General features: G+C 38.6%; 16 protein-coding genes, 1 other RNA gene and 1 other annotated feature. All 17 genes read left to right on the forward strand.

What is annotated here, in order from left to right; genetic code table 11:
* Positions 1 to 59: 59 nt before the first annotated feature.
* Positions 60 to 1013: a bile acid:sodium symporter family protein gene (locus tag RWZ05_RS05235; RefSeq protein ID WP_314642756.1), complete on the forward strand. Its 954-nt coding sequence runs from the start codon at positions 60 to 62 to the stop codon at positions 1011 to 1013.
* 157 nt (positions 1014 to 1170) lie between these two features.
* Positions 1171 to 1377, forward strand: a binding site (T-box leader).
* Positions 1378 to 1426: 49 nt separating this feature from the next.
* A complete protein-coding gene (gene cysS, locus RWZ05_RS05240; RefSeq protein WP_295838207.1) occupies positions 1427 to 2875 on the forward strand; it encodes a cysteine--tRNA ligase in 1449 nt (482 codons plus the stop codon).
* The gene (locus tag RWZ05_RS05245) at positions 2865 to 3341 is read left to right on the forward strand and encodes a ribonuclease III domain-containing protein (protein WP_314642759.1); all 477 of its coding nucleotides are present in this window, start codon (positions 2865 to 2867) and stop codon (positions 3339 to 3341) included. The genes cysS and RWZ05_RS05245 overlap by 11 nt, the downstream gene beginning before the upstream one ends.
* Before the next feature lies 1 nt (position 3342).
* Positions 3343 to 4074, forward strand: a complete 732-nt coding sequence (rlmB, locus tag RWZ05_RS05250) for a 23S rRNA (guanosine(2251)-2'-O)-methyltransferase RlmB (RefSeq protein ID WP_314642760.1) — start codon at positions 3343 to 3345, stop codon at positions 4072 to 4074.
* A 2-nt stretch (positions 4075 to 4076) separates the two neighbouring features.
* On the forward strand, positions 4077 to 4610 hold the full coding sequence (locus RWZ05_RS05255; protein ID WP_314642761.1) for an NYN domain-containing protein: 534 nt from the start codon (positions 4077 to 4079) through the stop codon (positions 4608 to 4610).
* Between the two features lie 72 nt (positions 4611 to 4682).
* The gene (gene sigH, locus RWZ05_RS05260) at positions 4683 to 5357 is read left to right on the forward strand and encodes an RNA polymerase sporulation sigma factor SigH (RefSeq protein WP_314642762.1); all 675 of its coding nucleotides are present in this window, start codon (positions 4683 to 4685) and stop codon (positions 5355 to 5357) included.
* 5 nt (positions 5358 to 5362) lie between these two features.
* Positions 5363 to 5599, forward strand: coding sequence for a preprotein translocase subunit SecG (gene secG / locus RWZ05_RS05265; RefSeq protein ID WP_314642763.1), 237 nt, complete (start codon positions 5363 to 5365; stop codon positions 5597 to 5599).
* Positions 5600 to 5654: 55 nt separating this feature from the next.
* The gene (gene rnr / locus RWZ05_RS05270) at positions 5655 to 8018 is read left to right on the forward strand and encodes a ribonuclease R (protein ID WP_314642764.1); all 2364 of its coding nucleotides are present in this window, start codon (positions 5655 to 5657) and stop codon (positions 8016 to 8018) included.
* Between the two features lie 8 nt (positions 8019 to 8026).
* Positions 8027 to 8497, forward strand: coding sequence for an SsrA-binding protein SmpB (gene smpB, locus RWZ05_RS05275; protein WP_314642766.1), 471 nt, complete (start codon positions 8027 to 8029; stop codon positions 8495 to 8497).
* A 207-nt stretch (positions 8498 to 8704) separates the two neighbouring features.
* On the forward strand, positions 8705 to 9205 hold the full coding sequence (locus RWZ05_RS05280; RefSeq protein WP_314642768.1) for a hypothetical protein: 501 nt from the start codon (positions 8705 to 8707) through the stop codon (positions 9203 to 9205).
* Complete coding sequence (locus RWZ05_RS05285; RefSeq protein WP_314642769.1) at positions 9205 to 9945, forward strand: 6-carboxyhexanoate--CoA ligase; 741 nt, start codon at positions 9205 to 9207, stop codon at positions 9943 to 9945. Before RWZ05_RS05280 ends, RWZ05_RS05285 begins: the two co-directional genes overlap by 1 nt.
* Positions 9938 to 11095, forward strand: a complete 1158-nt coding sequence (gene bioF, locus RWZ05_RS05290) for an 8-amino-7-oxononanoate synthase (protein WP_314642843.1) — start codon at positions 9938 to 9940, stop codon at positions 11093 to 11095. Before RWZ05_RS05285 ends, bioF begins: the two co-directional genes overlap by 8 nt.
* Before the next feature lie 94 nt (positions 11096 to 11189).
* Positions 11190 to 11531, forward strand: a transfer-messenger RNA (tmRNA) gene (ssrA, locus tag RWZ05_RS05295).
* Positions 11532 to 11915: 384 nt separating this feature from the next.
* Positions 11916 to 13043: an efflux RND transporter periplasmic adaptor subunit gene (locus tag RWZ05_RS05300; RefSeq protein WP_314642770.1), complete on the forward strand. Its 1128-nt coding sequence runs from the start codon at positions 11916 to 11918 to the stop codon at positions 13041 to 13043.
* A gap of 14 nt (positions 13044 to 13057) precedes the next feature.
* Entirely contained in the window at positions 13058 to 16237 is a 3180-nt protein-coding gene (locus RWZ05_RS05305; protein ID WP_314642771.1) for a multidrug efflux RND transporter permease subunit, read from the forward strand.
* A gap of 160 nt (positions 16238 to 16397) precedes the next feature.
* The gene (locus RWZ05_RS05310; RefSeq protein ID WP_314642772.1) at positions 16398 to 17339 is read left to right on the forward strand and encodes a manganese-dependent inorganic pyrophosphatase; all 942 of its coding nucleotides are present in this window, start codon (positions 16398 to 16400) and stop codon (positions 17337 to 17339) included.
* A gap of 178 nt (positions 17340 to 17517) precedes the next feature.
* Positions 17518 to 19707 (forward strand): DNA helicase PcrA, encoded by a 2190-nt coding sequence (gene pcrA, locus RWZ05_RS05315; RefSeq protein WP_314642774.1) that lies wholly within the window; start codon positions 17518 to 17520, stop codon positions 19705 to 19707.
* Positions 19708 to 19711 lie beyond the last annotated feature (4 nt).

Raw genomic sequence — 19711 nt, forward strand, 5'->3', positions numbered from 1 at the left:
TGGTTCTCTTTTCAATTGTTTGAGAACAGTTTACACAAAATATATTACACTGCCTTTTTATGAGTGTTATTCGTTCTATTAATCACTTATTCAATAGTTATCTATCTTGGATTGTACTATTGATGGCGGTATTAGCCTATTTATTACCAACAGTTTTCTCTTGGATGACGCCTTACATTGCGTACATGTTACAGTTCGTTATGTTTGTCATGGGGTTAACTTTAACAGCACAAGTATTCCTTGATGTGTTTAAACAACCTATGAAGGTTATCCTCGTATCTGTTATTCAGTTTTTATGGATGCCTTTAGCAGGCTTCTTGGTAGCTCTTATTTTTAATTTTCCACCAGAAATCGGTATTGGTTTTATTTTGTTAGGTGCATGTCCAGGCGGTACAGCATCTAATGTAATGACATTCCTTGCAAATGGCAATGTTCCTTTGTCTGTATCTGCAACAACTGTATCTACATTGTTAGCACCAATTTTAACACCTTTATTTGTTGTGTTATATGCAGGCGCTACATCCTCTATTGAAATTCAATTCATGCCGATGTTTATGTCTATTGTAAAAATCGTTTTAGTACCAATCATTTTAGGTATCGTATTGAATTACTTCATTGGATCTAAAATTGAACCTGTTAAAGATGTATGTCCAACGATTGCTGCTATTGCAGTATTGCTCATTTTGGCTGCTGTTACGGCAGTGAACCAAAAACAAATTGCTGAAACAGGCTTCATCATCTTCGTTGCTTGTTTAGTACAAAATGTGAGTGGTTATATTGTAACGTACTTTGTATGCAAAGCATTAAGCATTGATGTTTCTTCTCGCCGCGCTATGCAAATCGAAGTAGCGATGCAAAACTCTGCATTGTCCGTGTCTCTTGCACTTAAGCATTTTACACCACAAGCTGCGGTAGCAGGTGCAGTGTTCTCTATCATTCATAACTTTACAGGCTCTATCTTTGCAGGTATTTGCCGTAAACATGACGATCAAGAGAAGTTGGAAAATGCTTAATAGTTAATTCATCATCCTCATCTTTCAAATTTATATCCGAAATATGCATGTTTAATACATTGTTTGGCTATGTTGAAAGATGAGGGTTTTCTTGTTTTCATTGACATTCTATAGGATAATTGATACAATATTTCTATATCTGAATATAGATTTAATAGTAAAAGCTGAGACTGAAAGAAGTACTCTACAACTAACTTTTTAGCGAGAACCGATGGTGGGAGGGTTCAAGTATAGGTAGACGAAATGCATTCACGAGCTGACATTCCGATTATAGGTAGGTTTGTCCGGTGACGCGCCGTTATGCGATGAGTGGGTACCACTGCTGGTACCTAACAGAGTGGAACCGCGGACCATCGTCTCTGTATGAGATGAGGGGTCTTTTTTATTTTACGAAAATGGAGGCATCGGTAACGATGAGAGAAATTACAGTTTATAATACTATGACGCGCCAAAAAGAGGTGTTCAATCCTGTAACACCAGGTGAGGCAAAGATGTACGTATGTGGTGTTACACCATATAACCATCCTCACATTGGCAATGCACGTCCATTTGTAACTTGGGACGTAATTCGTCGCTATATGAAACATGTAGGCTATAAAGTAACATATGTACAAAACTTTACTGATGTAGATGACAAAATCATCAATACATCTAATGGTGAAGGCGTATCTTGGGATACTATTGCAAACCGTTATATCGACAGCTATTTCGAAGTAATGGATGCCCTTGGTGTACAACGTGCTGATATTTATCCACGTGTTTCTACACATATCGAAGATATTATTGCTATGATCTCTACATTGATTGAAAAAGGCTATGCTTATGAACTCGATGGCGATGTATATTATAGCGTTGATAAATTTGAACATTATGGTGAGTTATCTGGCCGTACATTAGATGATATGGAAGCAGGTGCTCGTATCGAAGTTGATGGCCGTAAGAAAAATCCTATGGACTTTGCATTATGGAAAGCTGCAAAACCAGGTGAACCATATTGGGAAAGCCCTTGGGGGAATGGCCGTCCAGGTTGGCACATTGAATGTTCTGCAATGAGCCAAAAGTACTTAGGTACAGAATTTGACTTCCATGGTGGTGGTAGTGATTTGATCTTCCCACATCATGAAAATGAAATTGCTCAATCTGAAGGCTGCTCTGGGCAACATCCATCTGTACGCTATTGGTTACACAATGGCTTCATCACTATTAACTCTGAAAAAATGTCTAAATCCTTGAATAACTTCTTCTTGGTAAAAGATATTTTAGAACAATATAGCCCAGATGCATTACGCTACTTCTTGTTGAGCACGCATTATCGCAGTCCATTAGATTTCTCTGATGAACGTTTAGAAGAAGCAAATAAATCCTTAGAACGTTTAAGCACTGCTATTGAAAATCTATTGTACCTTGAAAAATGTGAACCAGGTCCTTGTGATGAAGCGCAACGCTTATTAGAAAAAGCTAAAGAATATGAAGAAGAATTCGAAGCAGCTATGAGCGATGACTTCAATACCGCTTTAGCTACATCTAGCATGTTCGGCCTTGCAAAAGAAATCAACATCTATTACCAAGCTGTGACCGGCCGTGAAGGTGTTGTTTGCCAAGAAGCAATCACTGAAGTAAAACGTATCTTCAAGTTCATGACAGAGGTTATTGGTATTCTTGAAAAAGCATGGGAAGGCAACACAGGTGCTAACGCTGCTGAATACGAAGAATTAATGCAAGTTATATTGTCTGTGCGTCAAGCGTGTCGCGAACAAAAACAATGGGCATTAGCTGATTGCATTCGTGATCGTTTGGCTGAAATCGGTATTACCATTGAGGATTCTCCTCAAGGTGCACGGTGGAAAAAACGTGAAGTTTAAACAATTTCAATTCTTAAAGAATGAAGCGATAAAAAAGTTGACGGCTCTTGAACAAGAGCCGCTTCGTTTGCGTAAACGTACTATAGAGGAGTGCCTTAGTTCTGATGCAGTTATGCTTGCCTATATTGGGGATGCTGTATACTCTATGTATGTGCGTGAACGAGTAGTACAAATGAATATTACGAAGGTACAAGTGTTGCACACAATTGTTACTGAGTTTATTTGTGCTAAGTCACAAGCTAAGGTATTGCTAGAAATAGAGGATACTTTTACAGAACAAGAACAAGCTATTGCACGTCGTGCTAGAAATAGCAATGTAAATGTACCGAAAAGTAGTTCTGTTCAAGAATATCGTAGTAGTACGGCCTTTGAAGCAGTGCTGGGATTTCTTTATGAAACGCGTCAAGATGAGCGCTTACAGCATATTATGGGGCAAGCCTTTTCTATAACTCTAAGAGGTATGTAGTATGGATAATTATATTGTAGGCCGCAATGCGGTTAAAGAAGCCCTTAAAAGTGGTCGTTCGATTCAACGTATTATGGTCAGCGAAGATAAAGTGAAAACTGGACTAGCTGACATCGTGGGTCTTGCTAAATCCCAAGGAATTGAAGTTAGACCTACGCCAATTAAGCAGATGAATAAGTACGACTTAGATGTACCACATCAAGGGGTTATTGCCCTTGTTTCGGCGGTACAATTTAAGGAATTGGGCGAAGTTTTACAAGAAACTACCCATGAAGTTCCTTTGCTCATTTTAACAGATGGTGTAGAGGATCCTCATAATATGGGGGCTATCATTCGTACTGCAGAATGTGTTGGGGCTACGGCTGTACTCATTCCTAAGCGTCATAATGCACCAATTAATGCGACAGTTGCTAAAACCTCTGCTGGGGCTATTGAACAAATTCCCCTAGTACAAGTGGGCAATGTGGCACAAACTATTAAGGAACTACAAAAACAAGGTTTTTGGGTAATGGGTGCCCATATGGAAGGTGATCGTACCTTGTATGAGTCGGATATGACGATTCCTACGGTTATCGTCATTGGTAACGAAGGCAAGGGGATTAGTCGCGTTGTAAAAGAGGCTTGTGACTTCCTTGTAACGATTCCTATGTATGGGAATTTGAATTCTTTAAATGCATCTGTGGCGGCTGCAGTTCTCATGTATGAGGCGGTACGCCAACGACAAGCGAAATAACTATGTTAAAGGACATTTTAATTGTAGATGGCTATAATGTGATATTTGCTTGGACACATCTAAAAAAACTGGCTCATGATTCACTGGAACATGCTCGCATTGAGCTGAGAGATAAGCTATTAAACTATGGTAAATTCAAAGGTTATGAAGTAATCCTTGTATTTGACGGTAAATATACGAAATCTGGTGGTTCCGTTGAAGTTATTACTAATGGTTTCATTGAAGTCTATACTGATGATGGAGAAACAGCAGATTCCTTTATAGAACGAGAGGTATTTTTGCGTAAAGGCAAATATACCAATGTATATGTTGTGACTTCTGATGGGGCAGAACAGAATCAAATTCTTGGGTCTGGCGGGTTGCGAATTCCAGCACGAGAACTACAGAATATGATTCGCCTTGCTAAAGAAGAAGAACGACTACAATACGCTCATGAACATCGACGAGATCAATTTAGCTTGCGTCGTAATGAAGTGGGAGGCTTATTATCTCCTGAAGTAGCTGAAAAACTAGAGAAATTACGCCGTGGCCATTGATGGTTGAAAATCGTAAATAGTTCCAGTATAATAAATATATTGGTTTTTCTGCTCAATTGTAAGGAGGAGCATATGAACACAATTCATACACGCAAGTCCGATTACAATTTCAAAGAAATGACCGATGAGCAAGTTGTGGTCATAGCTCAAGAAGAGCAAAATGAGTTTGCAATCGATTATATTGTTAATAAATATAAAAATTTTGTTCGTGCTAAGGCGCGCTCTTACTTCTTAGTAGGCGCTGATCGAGAGGATATTATTCAAGAAGGAATGATTGGCCTCTACAAGGCAACGCGAGATTTTAAACATGATAAACTTGCGTCTTTTCGGGCTTTTGCTGAACTTTGTATAACTAGACAAATTATTACAGCCATTAAATCGGCTACAAGACAAAAACATGCGCCTTTGAATTCCTATATATCTCTTAATAAACCGGTATATACAGAGGAATCAGAGCGCACATTGATCGAAATGCTATCCTCCGCAAAGGTTACAAACCCTGAGGATCTCATTATCAGCCAAGAGGAGTTGGATGATATTGAACGCAATATTGGTCATATTTTAAGTGATCTCGAGTGGGAGGTCTTGGAAGGATATCTAGACGGACGTTCTTATCAAGAAATGGCTGAGGTCACAGATCGCAGTGTTAAATCTATCGATAATGCACTGCAGAGGGTTAAACGTAAATTAGAGAAGTATTTAGAACATCGTGTATTGGGTTCGCCAAGAGCCACACAGGAAGGATGACAGTCGTGACAAATTTCTTAATGATCCTAGAAGTAATCGTATCTATTTTATTAATCGTAGTAGTTGTGGCACAAGATAGCAAAAGCTCTGGCATGGGCGGTGCTGTTTCTGGTGCGGCAGACTCCTCTTTTGGTGGTAAAGCCCGTGGTGTTGACGGTTTCTTATCTAGATGTACAATTATTTTAGGGATTATCTTTGCTGTGTTGAGCTTAGTATTAGGGGCAATGATTAATCAATTCTAATGATGAAAGCCTGCTTTGCAGGCTTTTTCTTTTTATATTCTAAGAAGGTGAAAATTTGAAGAAAAAAGTATTGAACTTTTATAAATCTATTCAACCACATGCATATCATATTGAAGATGCAGCAATGGATAATCATATTCGAGGTGGTAAGGACCTAGAAATGTTTATTCGCTCTGCTAAAATGCTAGCTCGGGAAGGTGTATTAACTTGTACGCGACCTGATGTATATCAATATAAAGAGCAACAGCATGAAGAATACGAAGGTATTTATAAAGGATACCGTAAATCTTACGGCTTTGTTATCATGCTCGATGATGAAGATATTTATGTGGCTGAAGAAAATAAAGGCACTGCCATGCATAATGACAAAGTGCGTGTACGCGTAGTGCCATCTGATTATACAAAACATAAACGGGAAGGTATTATTGTTGATGTTATTGAGCGTGCTAATGAAACTGTCGTTGGCACCTATGATAGACAACAACACTTTGGCTTTGTTGTACCTGATGATGAACGTATCGGGACCGATATATTTGTAGATTTAAAAAATACGTTAGATGCTCGTAGTGGCGCTAAAGTATTAGTTAAAATCACAAAATGGCCGGAAGGCGATAAAAAACCAGAAGGTGTTATAACAGAAGTTCTAGGCTATAAAGGCGATGTAGGTCTTGATATTAACTGTATCATGGCGAATCATAAGATTCCTTTTACATTCCCTGATGAAGTTATTAAGGCTAGTAAGAAAATTGATACTCTTATCCATGAAGACCCAAAACGTTGGGACCTTCGAGACTTACAAATGGTTACCATAGATGGTGAGGATGCAAAAGATCTTGATGATGCTGTGAGTGGTCGTAAATTACGGAATGGTAATTACGAATTAGGCGTACATATTGCAGACGTAAGTCACTATGTAACATCTGGTCAACCTATCGATAATGAGGCTTATAAACGAGGAACATCTGTTTATTTGGTAGACCGTGTAGTACCGATGTTACCTGAGGTATTATCAAATGGTATTTGTAGCTTAAATGCTCATGAAGACCGTTATGCCATGACCTGCATGATGGAAATTGATGCTTCTGGTACTGTAGTTAATTATCGTATTAGACCATCTATTATTCATGTTGGGCGCCGTTGTAGCTATAAAGAGGTATATAAAGCACTGGAAGAAAACATCATTCCCGATGATTTACAAGACTTTATGCCTATGTTACGGGATTTGGCAGAGATTTCGAAAGTTTTAAATCGCATGCGCCATCGTAGAGGTGCTTTAGATTTTGATTTTCCTGAATATAAGGTTTTGCTTGACCTAGATGGGACACCGTTACGTATCGTTAAACGGGATCGTACAATGGCAGAGCGCCTTATTGAAGAATGTATGCTTATCGCCAATGAAACGGTAGCGACTCACTTGAAGAATACACATCGCACTTCGGTATATCGTATTCATGAAAGTCCCAGTGAAGAAAAGTTAGATTTATTCCAAAAGGTATTAAATTACTTAGGTCAAAATCTCGTTCTTAGTGCAGATGGCGTAACACCTCGAGATTTCCAAAAAATCTTAGATGTGGTGAAGGGGCAGGATATTGAGCAAGTAGCTCAAATTATGGCCTTACGATCTATGCAACAAGCGAAATATAGCATAGAAAATGCAGGTCACTTTGGTTTGGCCTCTACATGTTATACGCATTTTACATCTCCCATTCGACGTTACCCTGACTTGATGGTTCATCGTCTTTTAAAAGCAGATATGCACTGGAAAAATGGCTATTCCAAGCGAGATGTAGAGGACGCTTTCTTAGCTGGTGCTGTCGAACATTCCTCTATTCAAGAGCAAGTGGCAACAGAGGCTGAACGAGAAACTGTAGATCTTAAAAAGACACAATATATGGTTCCTTTTGTGGGAGAAGTCTTTGAAGGCCGTATTGCCAGTATTACATCCTTTGGCATGTTTGTTGAGTTAGAAAATGGTATTGATGGTCTCGTGCATATTAGCATGATGAGCGACGATTATTATTTCTTTGACGAAGAACATTTTGTCCTCGTTGGCAAACGTACAGGTAAAACATACTACCTAGGTGATAAGGTTACTGTTACCCTTGTAAAAGCCGATGTAGAAAAGAAACAAATTGACTTTGTACTAGGTGAAGTCCATAATTTGATGGCTATTCAGGAACAATTGCGCAATGGTTCTGATTATGCTTCTAGTCGAGATGGATTTGGTAGTCCTAAAGATCGTAAATCCACTAGTAAGAAAGGTAGAAAATCTTCTAGAAGAGATGATTCTAAACCAAGTCGCTCTAGATATGATGCTTTCAGTAAAAAATCTGGAAAAGGTAAATCAAGCCGTAAGAAGTCGCATAAATCTACAAAACGTAGTCAATCCAAGAAATCTAAAAGTAAACGTAAACGATAGAGGTAAATATGGCAAAGAAAACAAGTCCATCCCTTATTGCTGATAATCGTAAGGCGCGTCATGATTTTAATATTCATGAAACCTATGAAGCAGGTATTGCGTTAACAGGTACTGAAATTAAATCTATCCGTCAAGGTAAGCTTAATCTAAAAGATAGCTTTTGTCGTATAGATAAAGGGGAAATTTTATTGTATGGCGTTCATATTAGTCCTTATGAACAAGGCAACCGTTTTAACCATGAGCCGGAGCGTACACGTAAGTTGTTAATGCATAAATCTGAAATCAATAAATTACACGCTCAAGTAAAGGAAAAAGGTTTCTCTTTAGTACCGCTTAACTTCCATTTTAGCCGGGGCTATGTGAAGGTTACAGTAGGCCTCGTAACTGGTAAAAAGTTATACGATAAACGTCAAGACATGGCAGAACGCGATGCTAAGCGTGACATTGCTAAACGAATTAAAGAGCAGCAAAAATATTAAATTAAAAGGAATCGAGTCATTAGTACTTGATTCCTTTTTTAGTTAGAACGTAGTTTGTACTTTTTTGGGGTCTACATTTTTAGGTATTATTATGGTTTATTTGTTAACTCAATTATAATTTTAAGTTGATAAAAATACATGTAGAATTTATAATGTAAACAAGAAGAGGTGTTTGTAGTTAACATTATCTAAGTAGAGGAGAAAACTATGAATCAGAACATTCGGTACATCACAGAAATTGCCATCTTAACAGCGATGATTACAGTACTAGGGGCTATCAAAATACCTAATATTATTCCTGGTATAGAGTTTCAATTATCTGCCCCGTTAGCGGTAGCGATATGTGCCGTGTTTGGTTTCAAAAAATATATTATTAGTGGTTGTTTGTCTAGTTTAATTGGTTTGGCGTTAGGCACACAATCTATTTTAAATGTTATGATTGCCATGCAATTTAGACTTATCGTAGGTCTTATTCTATGGATGTGCCAAAACCATATGATTGGCATTATGATTTCCGGTCCGATTGCATCTGCTTTGGCTCGTTTATCTTTGTCCTTGTATATTGGAAAGGCTGCTTTACCAATGATTGCCTTAGCCGTTCCAGGTATGATTTTTACTGTTATTATGGCACCTGTATTTGTGAAAGTATTCCGTAAAATTCACAGCCAAGTACCACAAAATAATCTTGTTAAAGGCAAGGTGTCATAATGGCTGAATTATATAGTGTACGCATGCGTGCAGCTCAAGGTGGTCCCCATGAAAAAGGGGGCCACCATATTTCTGGAGCAGAGCGTATTGTGAAATTAGAAGAAGTAGGGGCTATAGCTCAATCCTTAGCTGACCGTGCCTTGCATCATAGTAAAGGAACAGCTGATTTTATAAATATTACAGTAGATGTAGTCCCATCTAATGAGATAACATATATCGATTGTTTACAAGTAGAAGAACATAGGGCCAATACAATCGCAGAGGCTCATCAATTAGCTATCGAGCTTTTACAAGGTCCTGATATTACGGAAGTGGCCATTCAAAATGCTATTACTCTATTAAAAGGATTAGATTCTTCTATGCGTGGTGCTATGTTAGTAGATGCTATAACTGGCATACGAATTGATGTAGGTAATCGAGGGGTTCGCGTCAGTCATATGGACTCCTTTGATTCTGAGTCATTAGGGGATAATGAACATATGCGAGAGGCTTTAGTATTAGCCTCTAAGGTGCAATCCGCTGAAGGGATTGTGGGGGAATTATGTTGGTCTGACGATCCTGATTATACGGTAGGGTATGTTGCATCTAATGGAATATACCATCGTATTCCTAATATGAAAGAACTGGGCTCAGATATAGGGGGCCGTGTATTTTTTGTTCGATCAGCTGTAGATAGGGAACGTGTAGTTGAGTACTTGGAGAAGGCTCCCGTACTTGTTCAACGGAGAAATGATGTATAAGTTTTTTAAAGAACACCTAAATCATAAAATCAACAATCATAATTTGCGCACTTTAAAAGAATACTGCCCTCTAGATGCAGTGCGTGTGAAGCGAGATGATAAAGAATACTTGATGATGGCTTCTAATAATTATTTAGGCCTTACCTTCGATTCTCGTGTTATTGAAGGTGCTGTAAAAGGAGCTCAGCAATATGGTACTGGATCAGGTGGGTCTCGACTTGTGTCTGGTACATTTCCTTTGTTTACAGAGCTTGAAAATGAATTAGCAAAATTTAAGAATACAGAAAAGGCTCTCGTATTTAATACCGGTTATATGGCTAATGTAGGAACAATTTCGGCTATTGCAGATAAGAATACTATGATTTTTAGCGATGCTTTAAATCATGCTAGTATCATTGATGGTTGTCGGTTAAGCAAAGCATCCATAAAGGCCTATAGTCATTGCGATGTAGAGGAATTAAAGTTCCTCCTAAAACAAGCGGATCGAAATGCACGAAAACTCATCGTTACTGATGGTGTCTTTAGCATGGATGGTGATATTGCACCATTAGATAAGCTATATGAACTGAGCTGTGAATATAATGCATTACTTATTGTGGATGATGCACATGCTACAGGAACCATTGGCGATGGCCATGGTACAGCTGCCTATTTCGGTCTTGAGAAAGAGATAGATATACAACTTGGCACATTGAGCAAATCCCTTGGATCAGTGGGGGGCTATGTGGCTGCTAATAGTACAATTGTTGACTATCTTGTTAATACGAGCCGTAGTTTTATATTCTCAACAGCTTTATCTCCTGCTGATATAGGGGCGGCTCTCAGTGCACTACAAATTATTGATTCTGATCCATCTGTAATGGAATGTTTGCAAGATAATGTAGGCTATATGTCAGACCGATTAAATGCAATGGGCATATATGCTACAGCTGATACACCAATTTTCCCAATTCTTATTGGCAAGAATGAAGATACCTTAGCTGTATCTAATTATCTATATGAGGCTGGAATCATCGGCACAGCCATTCGTCCGCCTACAGTTCCTGTTGGTGTAAGTCGGATTCGTTTAACTGTTACTGCAGCACACAGTAAAGCTCAAATTGACTACGTATGTGACACGTTGTATAAAGCTATAAAAGAATTGTCTTAAATTGCTGGAGAAAGTAAAGATTTACAAGCGTTGGTAAGGCTTATTATAATTGACAGTAATAGTAAATAGGCTTATAATTATTAGACCGACGCACGGGGATGTAAAGGTTTCGACAGGGGTGCGTGTGGTATAGATAGCGAGTCGGCGTTCCATGAGGCCGTTAAACGGTGGGAAAACATTTAAACGCAGAAGAAAATTTTGCATTAGCTGCATAAGCTACGTCCCTCATACTTGTGCCTACCAAGTGTGAATGGACGTCAAACCGTAGGCTGGCTTAATTCAGTTGTTCATATGAATTAGGCGAGACGATATGAACTGGGGTTGTGTAGCTTGTCTGTGAGCGGTAGCAACCTGAGACTTAAATCATAGACTGTGCTCGGAGAAGTCTATATGGCAACACTTCTGGACAGGGGTTCGACTCCCCTCATCTCCACCAATATTCAAGCTAAAGCTAGAAGATACGTAATTACTGGATTAAATCAGTAGTTACCTAATCTTCTAGCTTTTTTTAGTGTTTGTAGATAATCGCGTAAATACGCATTTGGTCACCTAATTTCCCCCTTTTTTTTCCATGATTTCCCCACAGAACAGTGCACAATAAATCATGAAAAAGTGTTCACAAAAAATATAAAAGTCAATGGTTTTTCTCTTTTTTGTTGTATACAATGAATAGTGATTTGATTTGATTTTATCTACATTTTAGATAGGTTGGAGGGTACTGAAAAAATTGACTTTGTCTATAGAATCCTGTAAAATATAATAAGATATTTATGAAATTATGTAACATAAATGATTAGTTTCGTGTAAAGGAGTACATATAATGAAGTTCCGTTATTCCCGTATGTTAGCGGCTCTCGTTGTATCAGCTGTAATGGTTGCTGGTTGTGGTAGTAATCAACAACAGGCAGGTGATGTGATTGTCAATGCATACAAAATTACTGCCAGTGATGCACAGGTGAATCAAACCTTTGCTGGTACAGTAGTTGCAGAGAACTCTGTAGCGGTACATGCTCGTGTTAGTGGTTATGTAGTGGAAAAATTTGTTAAAGGTGGGGAGCAAGTAGTAGCAGGGCAACCACTATTTCGCATTGACTCTCGTCAGTATGAAGCTAGTGTTGCCAATGCAGAAGCACAAGTAGCCCAAGCCAATGCAAACATGAGAAATGCTGAAGCTGATTTGCAACGTTATGAAACATTAGCGCAACAAGGTGCTATTGCACAACAACGTGCAGATACACAACGTAGCACTTACGAACAAGCTAAAGCTGCTTATGAAGCATACCAAGCATCTCTTAAGATTGCTCAAGATAACTTGGGTGATACTATGGTATATGCACCATACTCTGGTACATTGCGTATGGATGATATCGATACAGGGACATATGTAACTGCTGGTTCTACAACATTGGTTACAATTGATTCCATCGATCCAATCTTTGTTGAGTTCAGCATGACTGAGCAAGAATATCTTGACTTCATGAAAAATCCAACTGGTGATGATTCCAATGGTCCAAATATTCAATTAAAACTTGCTGATGGCGAAGTTTATAATGAACTTGGTTCTATCGTACAAGCGGCGAAGAGCTTAGATCAATCTACAGGCAAGCTTGTATTGAAAGCATCCTTCCCAAATCCTAATCATCTGTTGTTGCCAAATATGTATGCAACAGTTATTTCTCCAGGTGAAAAACTTAAAAATGCTATTCTCGTACCAAATCGTGCGATTGTACAAATTATGGATAAAAACTTTATCTATGTTGTGAATGCTGATGGTGTTGTAGAGCAAAAAACGGTTGAACTTGGGGGCACTACTGATGGTGAAACTATTATTAAATCTGGTTTAGCACCTGGAGATACAATCATCGTAGATGGCTTAACTAAGGTTAAGAATGGTATGAAAGTAGATGCTAAATTACTTTCAAGAGAACAATTAAAAGCTACAAAATAGAAGGGGGCTAGATCGTGTCGAAATTCTTTATTAATCGACCTATCTTTGCCATCGTAATAGCTATTGTTATTACTTTGGTAGGTCTCATTTCCATGATGAACCTTCCGGTAGCTCGATATCCACAAATTTCTCCACCTACAGTTCGTGTAAGTACAGCGTACACTGGTGCAACAGCTCAAGTTGTTAATGATACTGTAGCCAGTGTTATCGAAACACAAATTGTAGGCGTCCAAGATATGGATTATATGACATCTATTAGCTCTAGTAGTGGTAGTTATTCCTTGACTGTTCAGTTCAATCAAGGTACAGATGCTGATATGAATACGGTTAATACCCAAAACCGTGTGCAAGCAGCGCTTTCACAATTGCCTGCAGAGGTACAAGCAGTAGGTGTTACTACTACTAAATCGTCTGGCGATATGGCCATGGTATTTACTTTGAGCTCTCCTAATGGTACATATGATTCTACATTCTTGAAAAACTATGGTTCCAACTATATGATGGATGCCATTAAATCTATTAAGGGTGTAGGTTCTGTGCAGGAGTTCGGTTCCGACTATTCCATGCGTATCTGGTTAGATCCTGCGAAGATGCAAACGCTTGGTGTTACAATTTCTGAAGTAACAGCAGCTATTCAGGGCCAAAACTTACAAGCTGCAGCAGGTACAGTGGGCCAAAATCCTACAAACGGTCAACAAGCGTTCCAATATCCTATCAAAATTGAGGGACGTCTTGTAACGCCTGAAGAATTTGGTAACATTGCCATAAAGAACTCCAATGGTAAGGTTCTTCATTTAAAAGATATATCTCGTATTCAAATTGGTGCAGAGGATTATAATTTCATTGCGAAATCTGCTCATAAAGAGGTAGCAGGCTTTGCTATTTCCTTACAAAATGATGCGAATGCATTAGAAACAATTGCTAATGTTAGGAAGGTATTGGAGGAACAATCTCAATCCTTCCCACCAGATATGCAATACAACGTAGTTGTAGATAATACTAAATTCGTAAGTGCATCTATTAAAGAGGTTCAACATACTTTTATAGAAGCATTGCTATTAGTTTTAGTAGTAGTATATGTATTCTTACAGTCTTGGCGCTCCACTATCATTCCTATGATTGCCGTACCAGTATCTTTGCTCGGTACATTTGGTGCGTTTATACTGTTAGATTTTTCTATTAATACATTGACACTCTTTGCGATGGTATTGGCCATAGGCCTCGTAGTAGACGATGCCATCGTAGTAGTTGAGGCTGTTGAATATGAATTGAAGTACAATGGCTTACCTCCAAAAGAGGCTGCTATTAAAGCGATGGAAAATGTACAAGGCCCTGTAATTGGTATTGCTTTTGTATTGGTTGCAGTATTCGTACCAGTTGCCTTCATGGGCGGTATGACAGGTATCTTATACAAACAATTTGCATTAACAATTGCTGTGTCTGTTGTTATCTCTGCAATTATCGCACTTGTGTTAACACCAGCGTTATGTGCTACGATGTTAAAACCTCATACTCCTAAAGAGCATGAAGATTGGTTACATCGTCAATTAAACAAGTTTAACAATGCTCTTGAGCGATTCAGTAATTGGTATGGCATCCAATTAGCTCGTTTAAGTCATCGTTTGAGCTTAACTGTTATTGCATTGTTAATCTTTGCGGGTGGGACAGGCTTAGTATTCCACTTCTTGCCTACATCCTTCGTACCAGCAGAGGATAGCGGTTATTATATGATTGCCGTTAATGCGCCGCCAGGTGCTACATCTGAGCGTACAATGGCAACACTTGAAAAAATTGCATCTTTCTTAGAAGGAAAAAATGATCCAGAAGAACCTAAGGATGAACAACTATTCCAAGAAGTATTTACAGTAGCTGGCTTTGACATTTTAGGTGGTGGACAAAAATCTAGTGCTGGTGTTATCTTTGCCTCTATGGCTGACTGGAAATACCGTACAACTCAAGCTGAATCTGTTAATGCTATGATAGGTCAAACATTTGGCTTTGCCGCTCAAAATGTACCAGAAGCAACTGTAATTGCTATGAATCCACCATCAATTCCTGGCCTTGGTACTACTGGTGGCTTTAGTATGTTCATCATTAACAAAGCTGGCGACAGCCCACAAGTTATGGCGGAACGTGCTAATGAGTTTATTGCAGAAGCTCGTAAGAGTCCAGCTATTCAATCTATTTACACTACATTTGATACATCTACACCATCCTTACAATTTGATGTGAACCGTGAAAAAACGGCTCAAGATGGTGTGGCATTATCTGATATTTTCACTACATTACAAGGTTTCTATGGTAGTATTCAAGTCAATGACTATACTGCGTACGGTAAAAACTACAAAGTAGTGGTTCAAGCTGAAGACGCTTATCGCCAAAACGCAGATCACCTTAATATGTTGGCTGTTCGTAATAGTAGTGGTCAAATGGTGCCTGTTTCTAACTACATTACGAAGGAACAAACAGGTATTCCATCTAGCATTACTCGTTTCGATAATGCGATGGCCGTACAAATTGGTGGTTCCCAAGCAAGTGGTTACTCTTCTGGTGATGCTATTAATGCATTGAAAGAGGCGGCGGCTAAAACATTACCTGCAGGCTATACATATGACTGGGGTGGTCAATCTCGTGAAGAGTTGAAAGCTGGTTCTCAAACTATGATGATTCTTGGTTTAGGTCTAGTTTTCGTATTCTTAATCTTGGCTGCCTTATATGAATCTTGGAAGGTTCCATTTGCCGTATTGTTCTCCGTACCATGTGGTATGATTGGTGCCGCTTTAGTACCATTCTTGTTGAACTTTACTGGTAGATATTCTTTAGCTAACGATATTTATATGCAAATTGGTATTTTAACCTTGGTCGGTTTGTCTGCTAAAAATGCGATTTTGATCATTGAATATGCGAAGATTCGTGTTGACGAGCGTGGTATGAACGTAGTTGATGCTGCTATCGAAGCTGCAAAAATTCGTTTGCGTCCAATCTTGATGACATCCTTTGCATTTATTCTTGGGGTATTGCCGTTGGCAGTATCCACGGGGGCTGGTTCTGGTGCTCGTACATCCATGGGTATTACAGTAGTAGCGGGGATGACAACAGCAACATTGTTTGGTATCTTTATCATTCCAATGTTGTTCATCATCATTGAAAAACTTGGTCCTGGTTTGTTAACAAATCGTAAAAAAGACCATTAATAATTCTCTATATTAGCCATTAATATAGATAGATGAAAAACACGTCATTACTAAGTAGTGGCGTGTTTTTTTGTATATTTTATGATATAATAATATAGTTAAAAATCGGATTGACCTAGGTCAATATAAAATGTGAAACTAAATATAAAAGAGGTATATTATGAGTGACGTAAAAACATATGTAGCAGGTCATAAAAGCCCTGATACAGATTCTATTTGTTCTGCTATTTCCTTTGCTAATTTATTAACACAAATGGGTACACCAGCAACTCCAGTATGTGCAGGTGAAGCAAACAAAGAAACAACATACATTTTGAACCATTTTGGTTTTGAACATCCACAAATCGTTAAGAACTGGGAAGAATTTGCTCCAGAAGGTGGTAATTTATACCTAACTGACCACAATGAATCTAAGCAAATCATTGATGGCTACAAATCCATGAACATGTGTGGCGTAGTTGATCATCACCGTATTGGTGATTTTGAAACTGATGGTCCTGTATTCATGCGCTTAGAACCAGTAGGTTGCTCCAATACAATTATCACTAAATTGTATATGGAAAATAATCAAGAAATTCCGAAAACTATTGCAGGCTTGATGCTATCTGCTATCATTTCTGACACTGTATTATTCCGCTCACCAACATGCACTGAAACAGATAAAGAAATGGCTCATAAATTGGCGGAAATCGCAGGTGTAGATATTGAGTCCTACGGCCTTGATATGTTAAAAGCTGGCGCAGACATTTCTGATTTGACTAATGATGATATCGTTCGTACCGATATGAAAGAATTCTCCGAAGCTGGTAAAACGATTTCTATCGGACAAATTTCTGTTATGGATACAACAGATGTATTGGCTAAACAAGGTGAACTTGTAGCGGCTTTAGAAGCTCTTCGCAGTGCTAACAACTACGATGCATCTTACATCATGATTACAAATATTCTTGATGAAAGCACTACATTGTTATTCAGTGGTGATGTAGAAGCTGTAGTTACAAAAGCATTTGAAAAAGAAGTTAAAGACAATGGTGTATTCTTACCAAACACTATGTCTCGTAAAAAACAAATCGTACCACCAATTCTTGGTGCTATGAAATAGTGTACAAACGAAAAGAACGTTGCTTGCAACGTTCTTCTTCTCTATGTATAGAGTTTAGATATCTTTAGTTATATGTGTAGCATAATAAATGTCATTTGTTATATATAAAACTTTAGTTCATTTCGCTTTGTCTTAGATGTTTATATGTGTTTTGTGTAAGGGCGTTAGGGGTGTTCCGATGGATTCATTATTAACAGGTTTAAATAAAGAGCAACGACAAGCCGTACAACATACGGAAGGCCCTTTATTGATTTTAGCTGGTGCCGGATCAGGTAAAACAAAGGTTTTAACTGTTCGTATTGCACATTTATTAGCGCAAGGTGTTAATCCTTACGAAATTTTAGCTATTACCTTTACCAATAAAGCGGCTAAAGAGATGAAAAGCCGTGTAGAAGGTTTAGTAGGTGATGTAGCTAACCGTATTTGGCTCAGTACGTTCCATAGTTTTTGTGCGAAATTTTTGCGTTTTGAATTAGATAACTTCTTAGGTTATAACAGTAACTTTACAATCTATGATACATCTGACTCACAAGCTGTTATTAAGGCGGCTTTAAAAGCACTAAATCTAGACGATAAATACTATCCCGTTGGTGCTATGATAGCAGCCATTTCAGATGCAAAGAATAAATTATTTTTTGCTTCTGATTTTAGAAAGCAAGCGAGAGACTTTTACCAGCAAAAGGTTGCCGACGTCTACGAGTATTACGAACGTGAATTGCGTAAAAATAATGCTTTAGATTTTGATGATTTATTATTGGTGGCCGTAAAATTATTACAGTCTAATGATGCTGTCCTAGATAAATATAGCAAACGTTTCCGCTATGTTATGATCGACGAGTATCAAGATACAAACCATGCTCAATATTTATTGGCTAAATTATTGGCTTCCCATTGGAAGAACATCGCCGTAGTAGGTGATGCTGACCAAAGTATTTACGCATGGCGTGGTGCAGATATTCAAAATATCCTAGACTTTGAAAAAGATTATCCGAACTGCACATCTATCAAGTTAGAGCAAAACTATCGATCTACAAAGATTATTCTAGATGCAGCCAATGCTGTTATCGAGAATAATGAAGGTCGGCCAAAGAAGAATCTTTGGACTGACAAGACGGAAGGTGCTAAAATTCAGCATTTTACGGCCCAATCTGAACATGAAGAGGCTGCTTTTATCGGCGATACAATTGCTAAAAAGCACGATATTCACGGTGTTCCTTATGGGGATATGGCCATTTTATATCGTACGAATGCTCAGTCCCGTGTGCTTGAAGAGGCACTTATCAAACGTGCTTTACCATACACAATGGTAGGGGGCACAAAGTTCTATGATCGTAAAGAAATAAAGGACGTATTAGCGTACTTGCGCGTATTATATAATCCTTTCGATGATTTGAGTCTATTGCGTATTATCAACGTCCCTAAACGAAGTATTGGCGCTACTACTGTGGCCAAATTACAGGACTATGCCCGTGCTAATGGAACATCTTTATTTATGACCTTAACACAGCTACACTTGGTAGACTCTATTAAGGGTAAGACAAAAGAAAAGTTAGAAGAGTTTGGTATCCTCATCTTTACTCTTGTAGCTGAAATGGAAGACAGAACAGTTCTAGATATTCTAGAGTCCATTTTAGATAGAACAGGTTATTTGGCGCAGTTAGAAGAAAGTACAGATCCACAAGATCAAGCACGGGCTGAGAATATCGGTGAGCTTTTATCTGTAGCAAAGGACTTCCAAGATACAAATCCATCTGGTACTGTAGAGGATTTCTTAGAACAAGTAGCACTCGTTAACGACGTTGATTCCTTCGAGGTAGAGGAGTCCAAGGTAACCTTGATGACATTACATGCTGCTAAAGGTTTGGAGTTTCCTATTGTATTCTTAGGAGGCTTGGAGGAAGGTTTATTCCCTCATAGTCGCACCTTGATGAACCCTGAGGAGATTGAAGAGGAGCGTCGTCTAGCTTACGTAGGTATTACACGGGCGGAGAAGGAATTATATATTTCTAACGCTACGACGCGTACCGTATTTGGTCGTACAAGCAGCTATTTACCATCTCGCTTTATCGACGAAATTCCTGAAGAGTTAGTAGATGGTTTGCGTGCTAAGCGCAAAGTACCTGATGATATTAAGCGTCATGTGCCACAACATATGAGTGTCACAAGCCGACCAGTTACGAAGCCAATCGTTCGCAATGAAGTGATTGCTGATTGGAAGATTGGTGATACTGCTATTCATAGTAAGTGGGGCAATGGTAAGGTTATCAACGTTGCTGGTGAAGGGGCTGGCATGAAGCTAACTATTGAATTTCCAACCCAAGGTGTACGTGTGGTGATGGCAAAATTTGCACCTGTTAAAAAAGGGTAGTCAT

It is taken from the genome of uncultured Veillonella sp. (assembly GCF_963543145.1).
Taxonomy (GTDB): domain Bacteria; phylum Bacillota; class Negativicutes; order Veillonellales; family Veillonellaceae; genus Veillonella.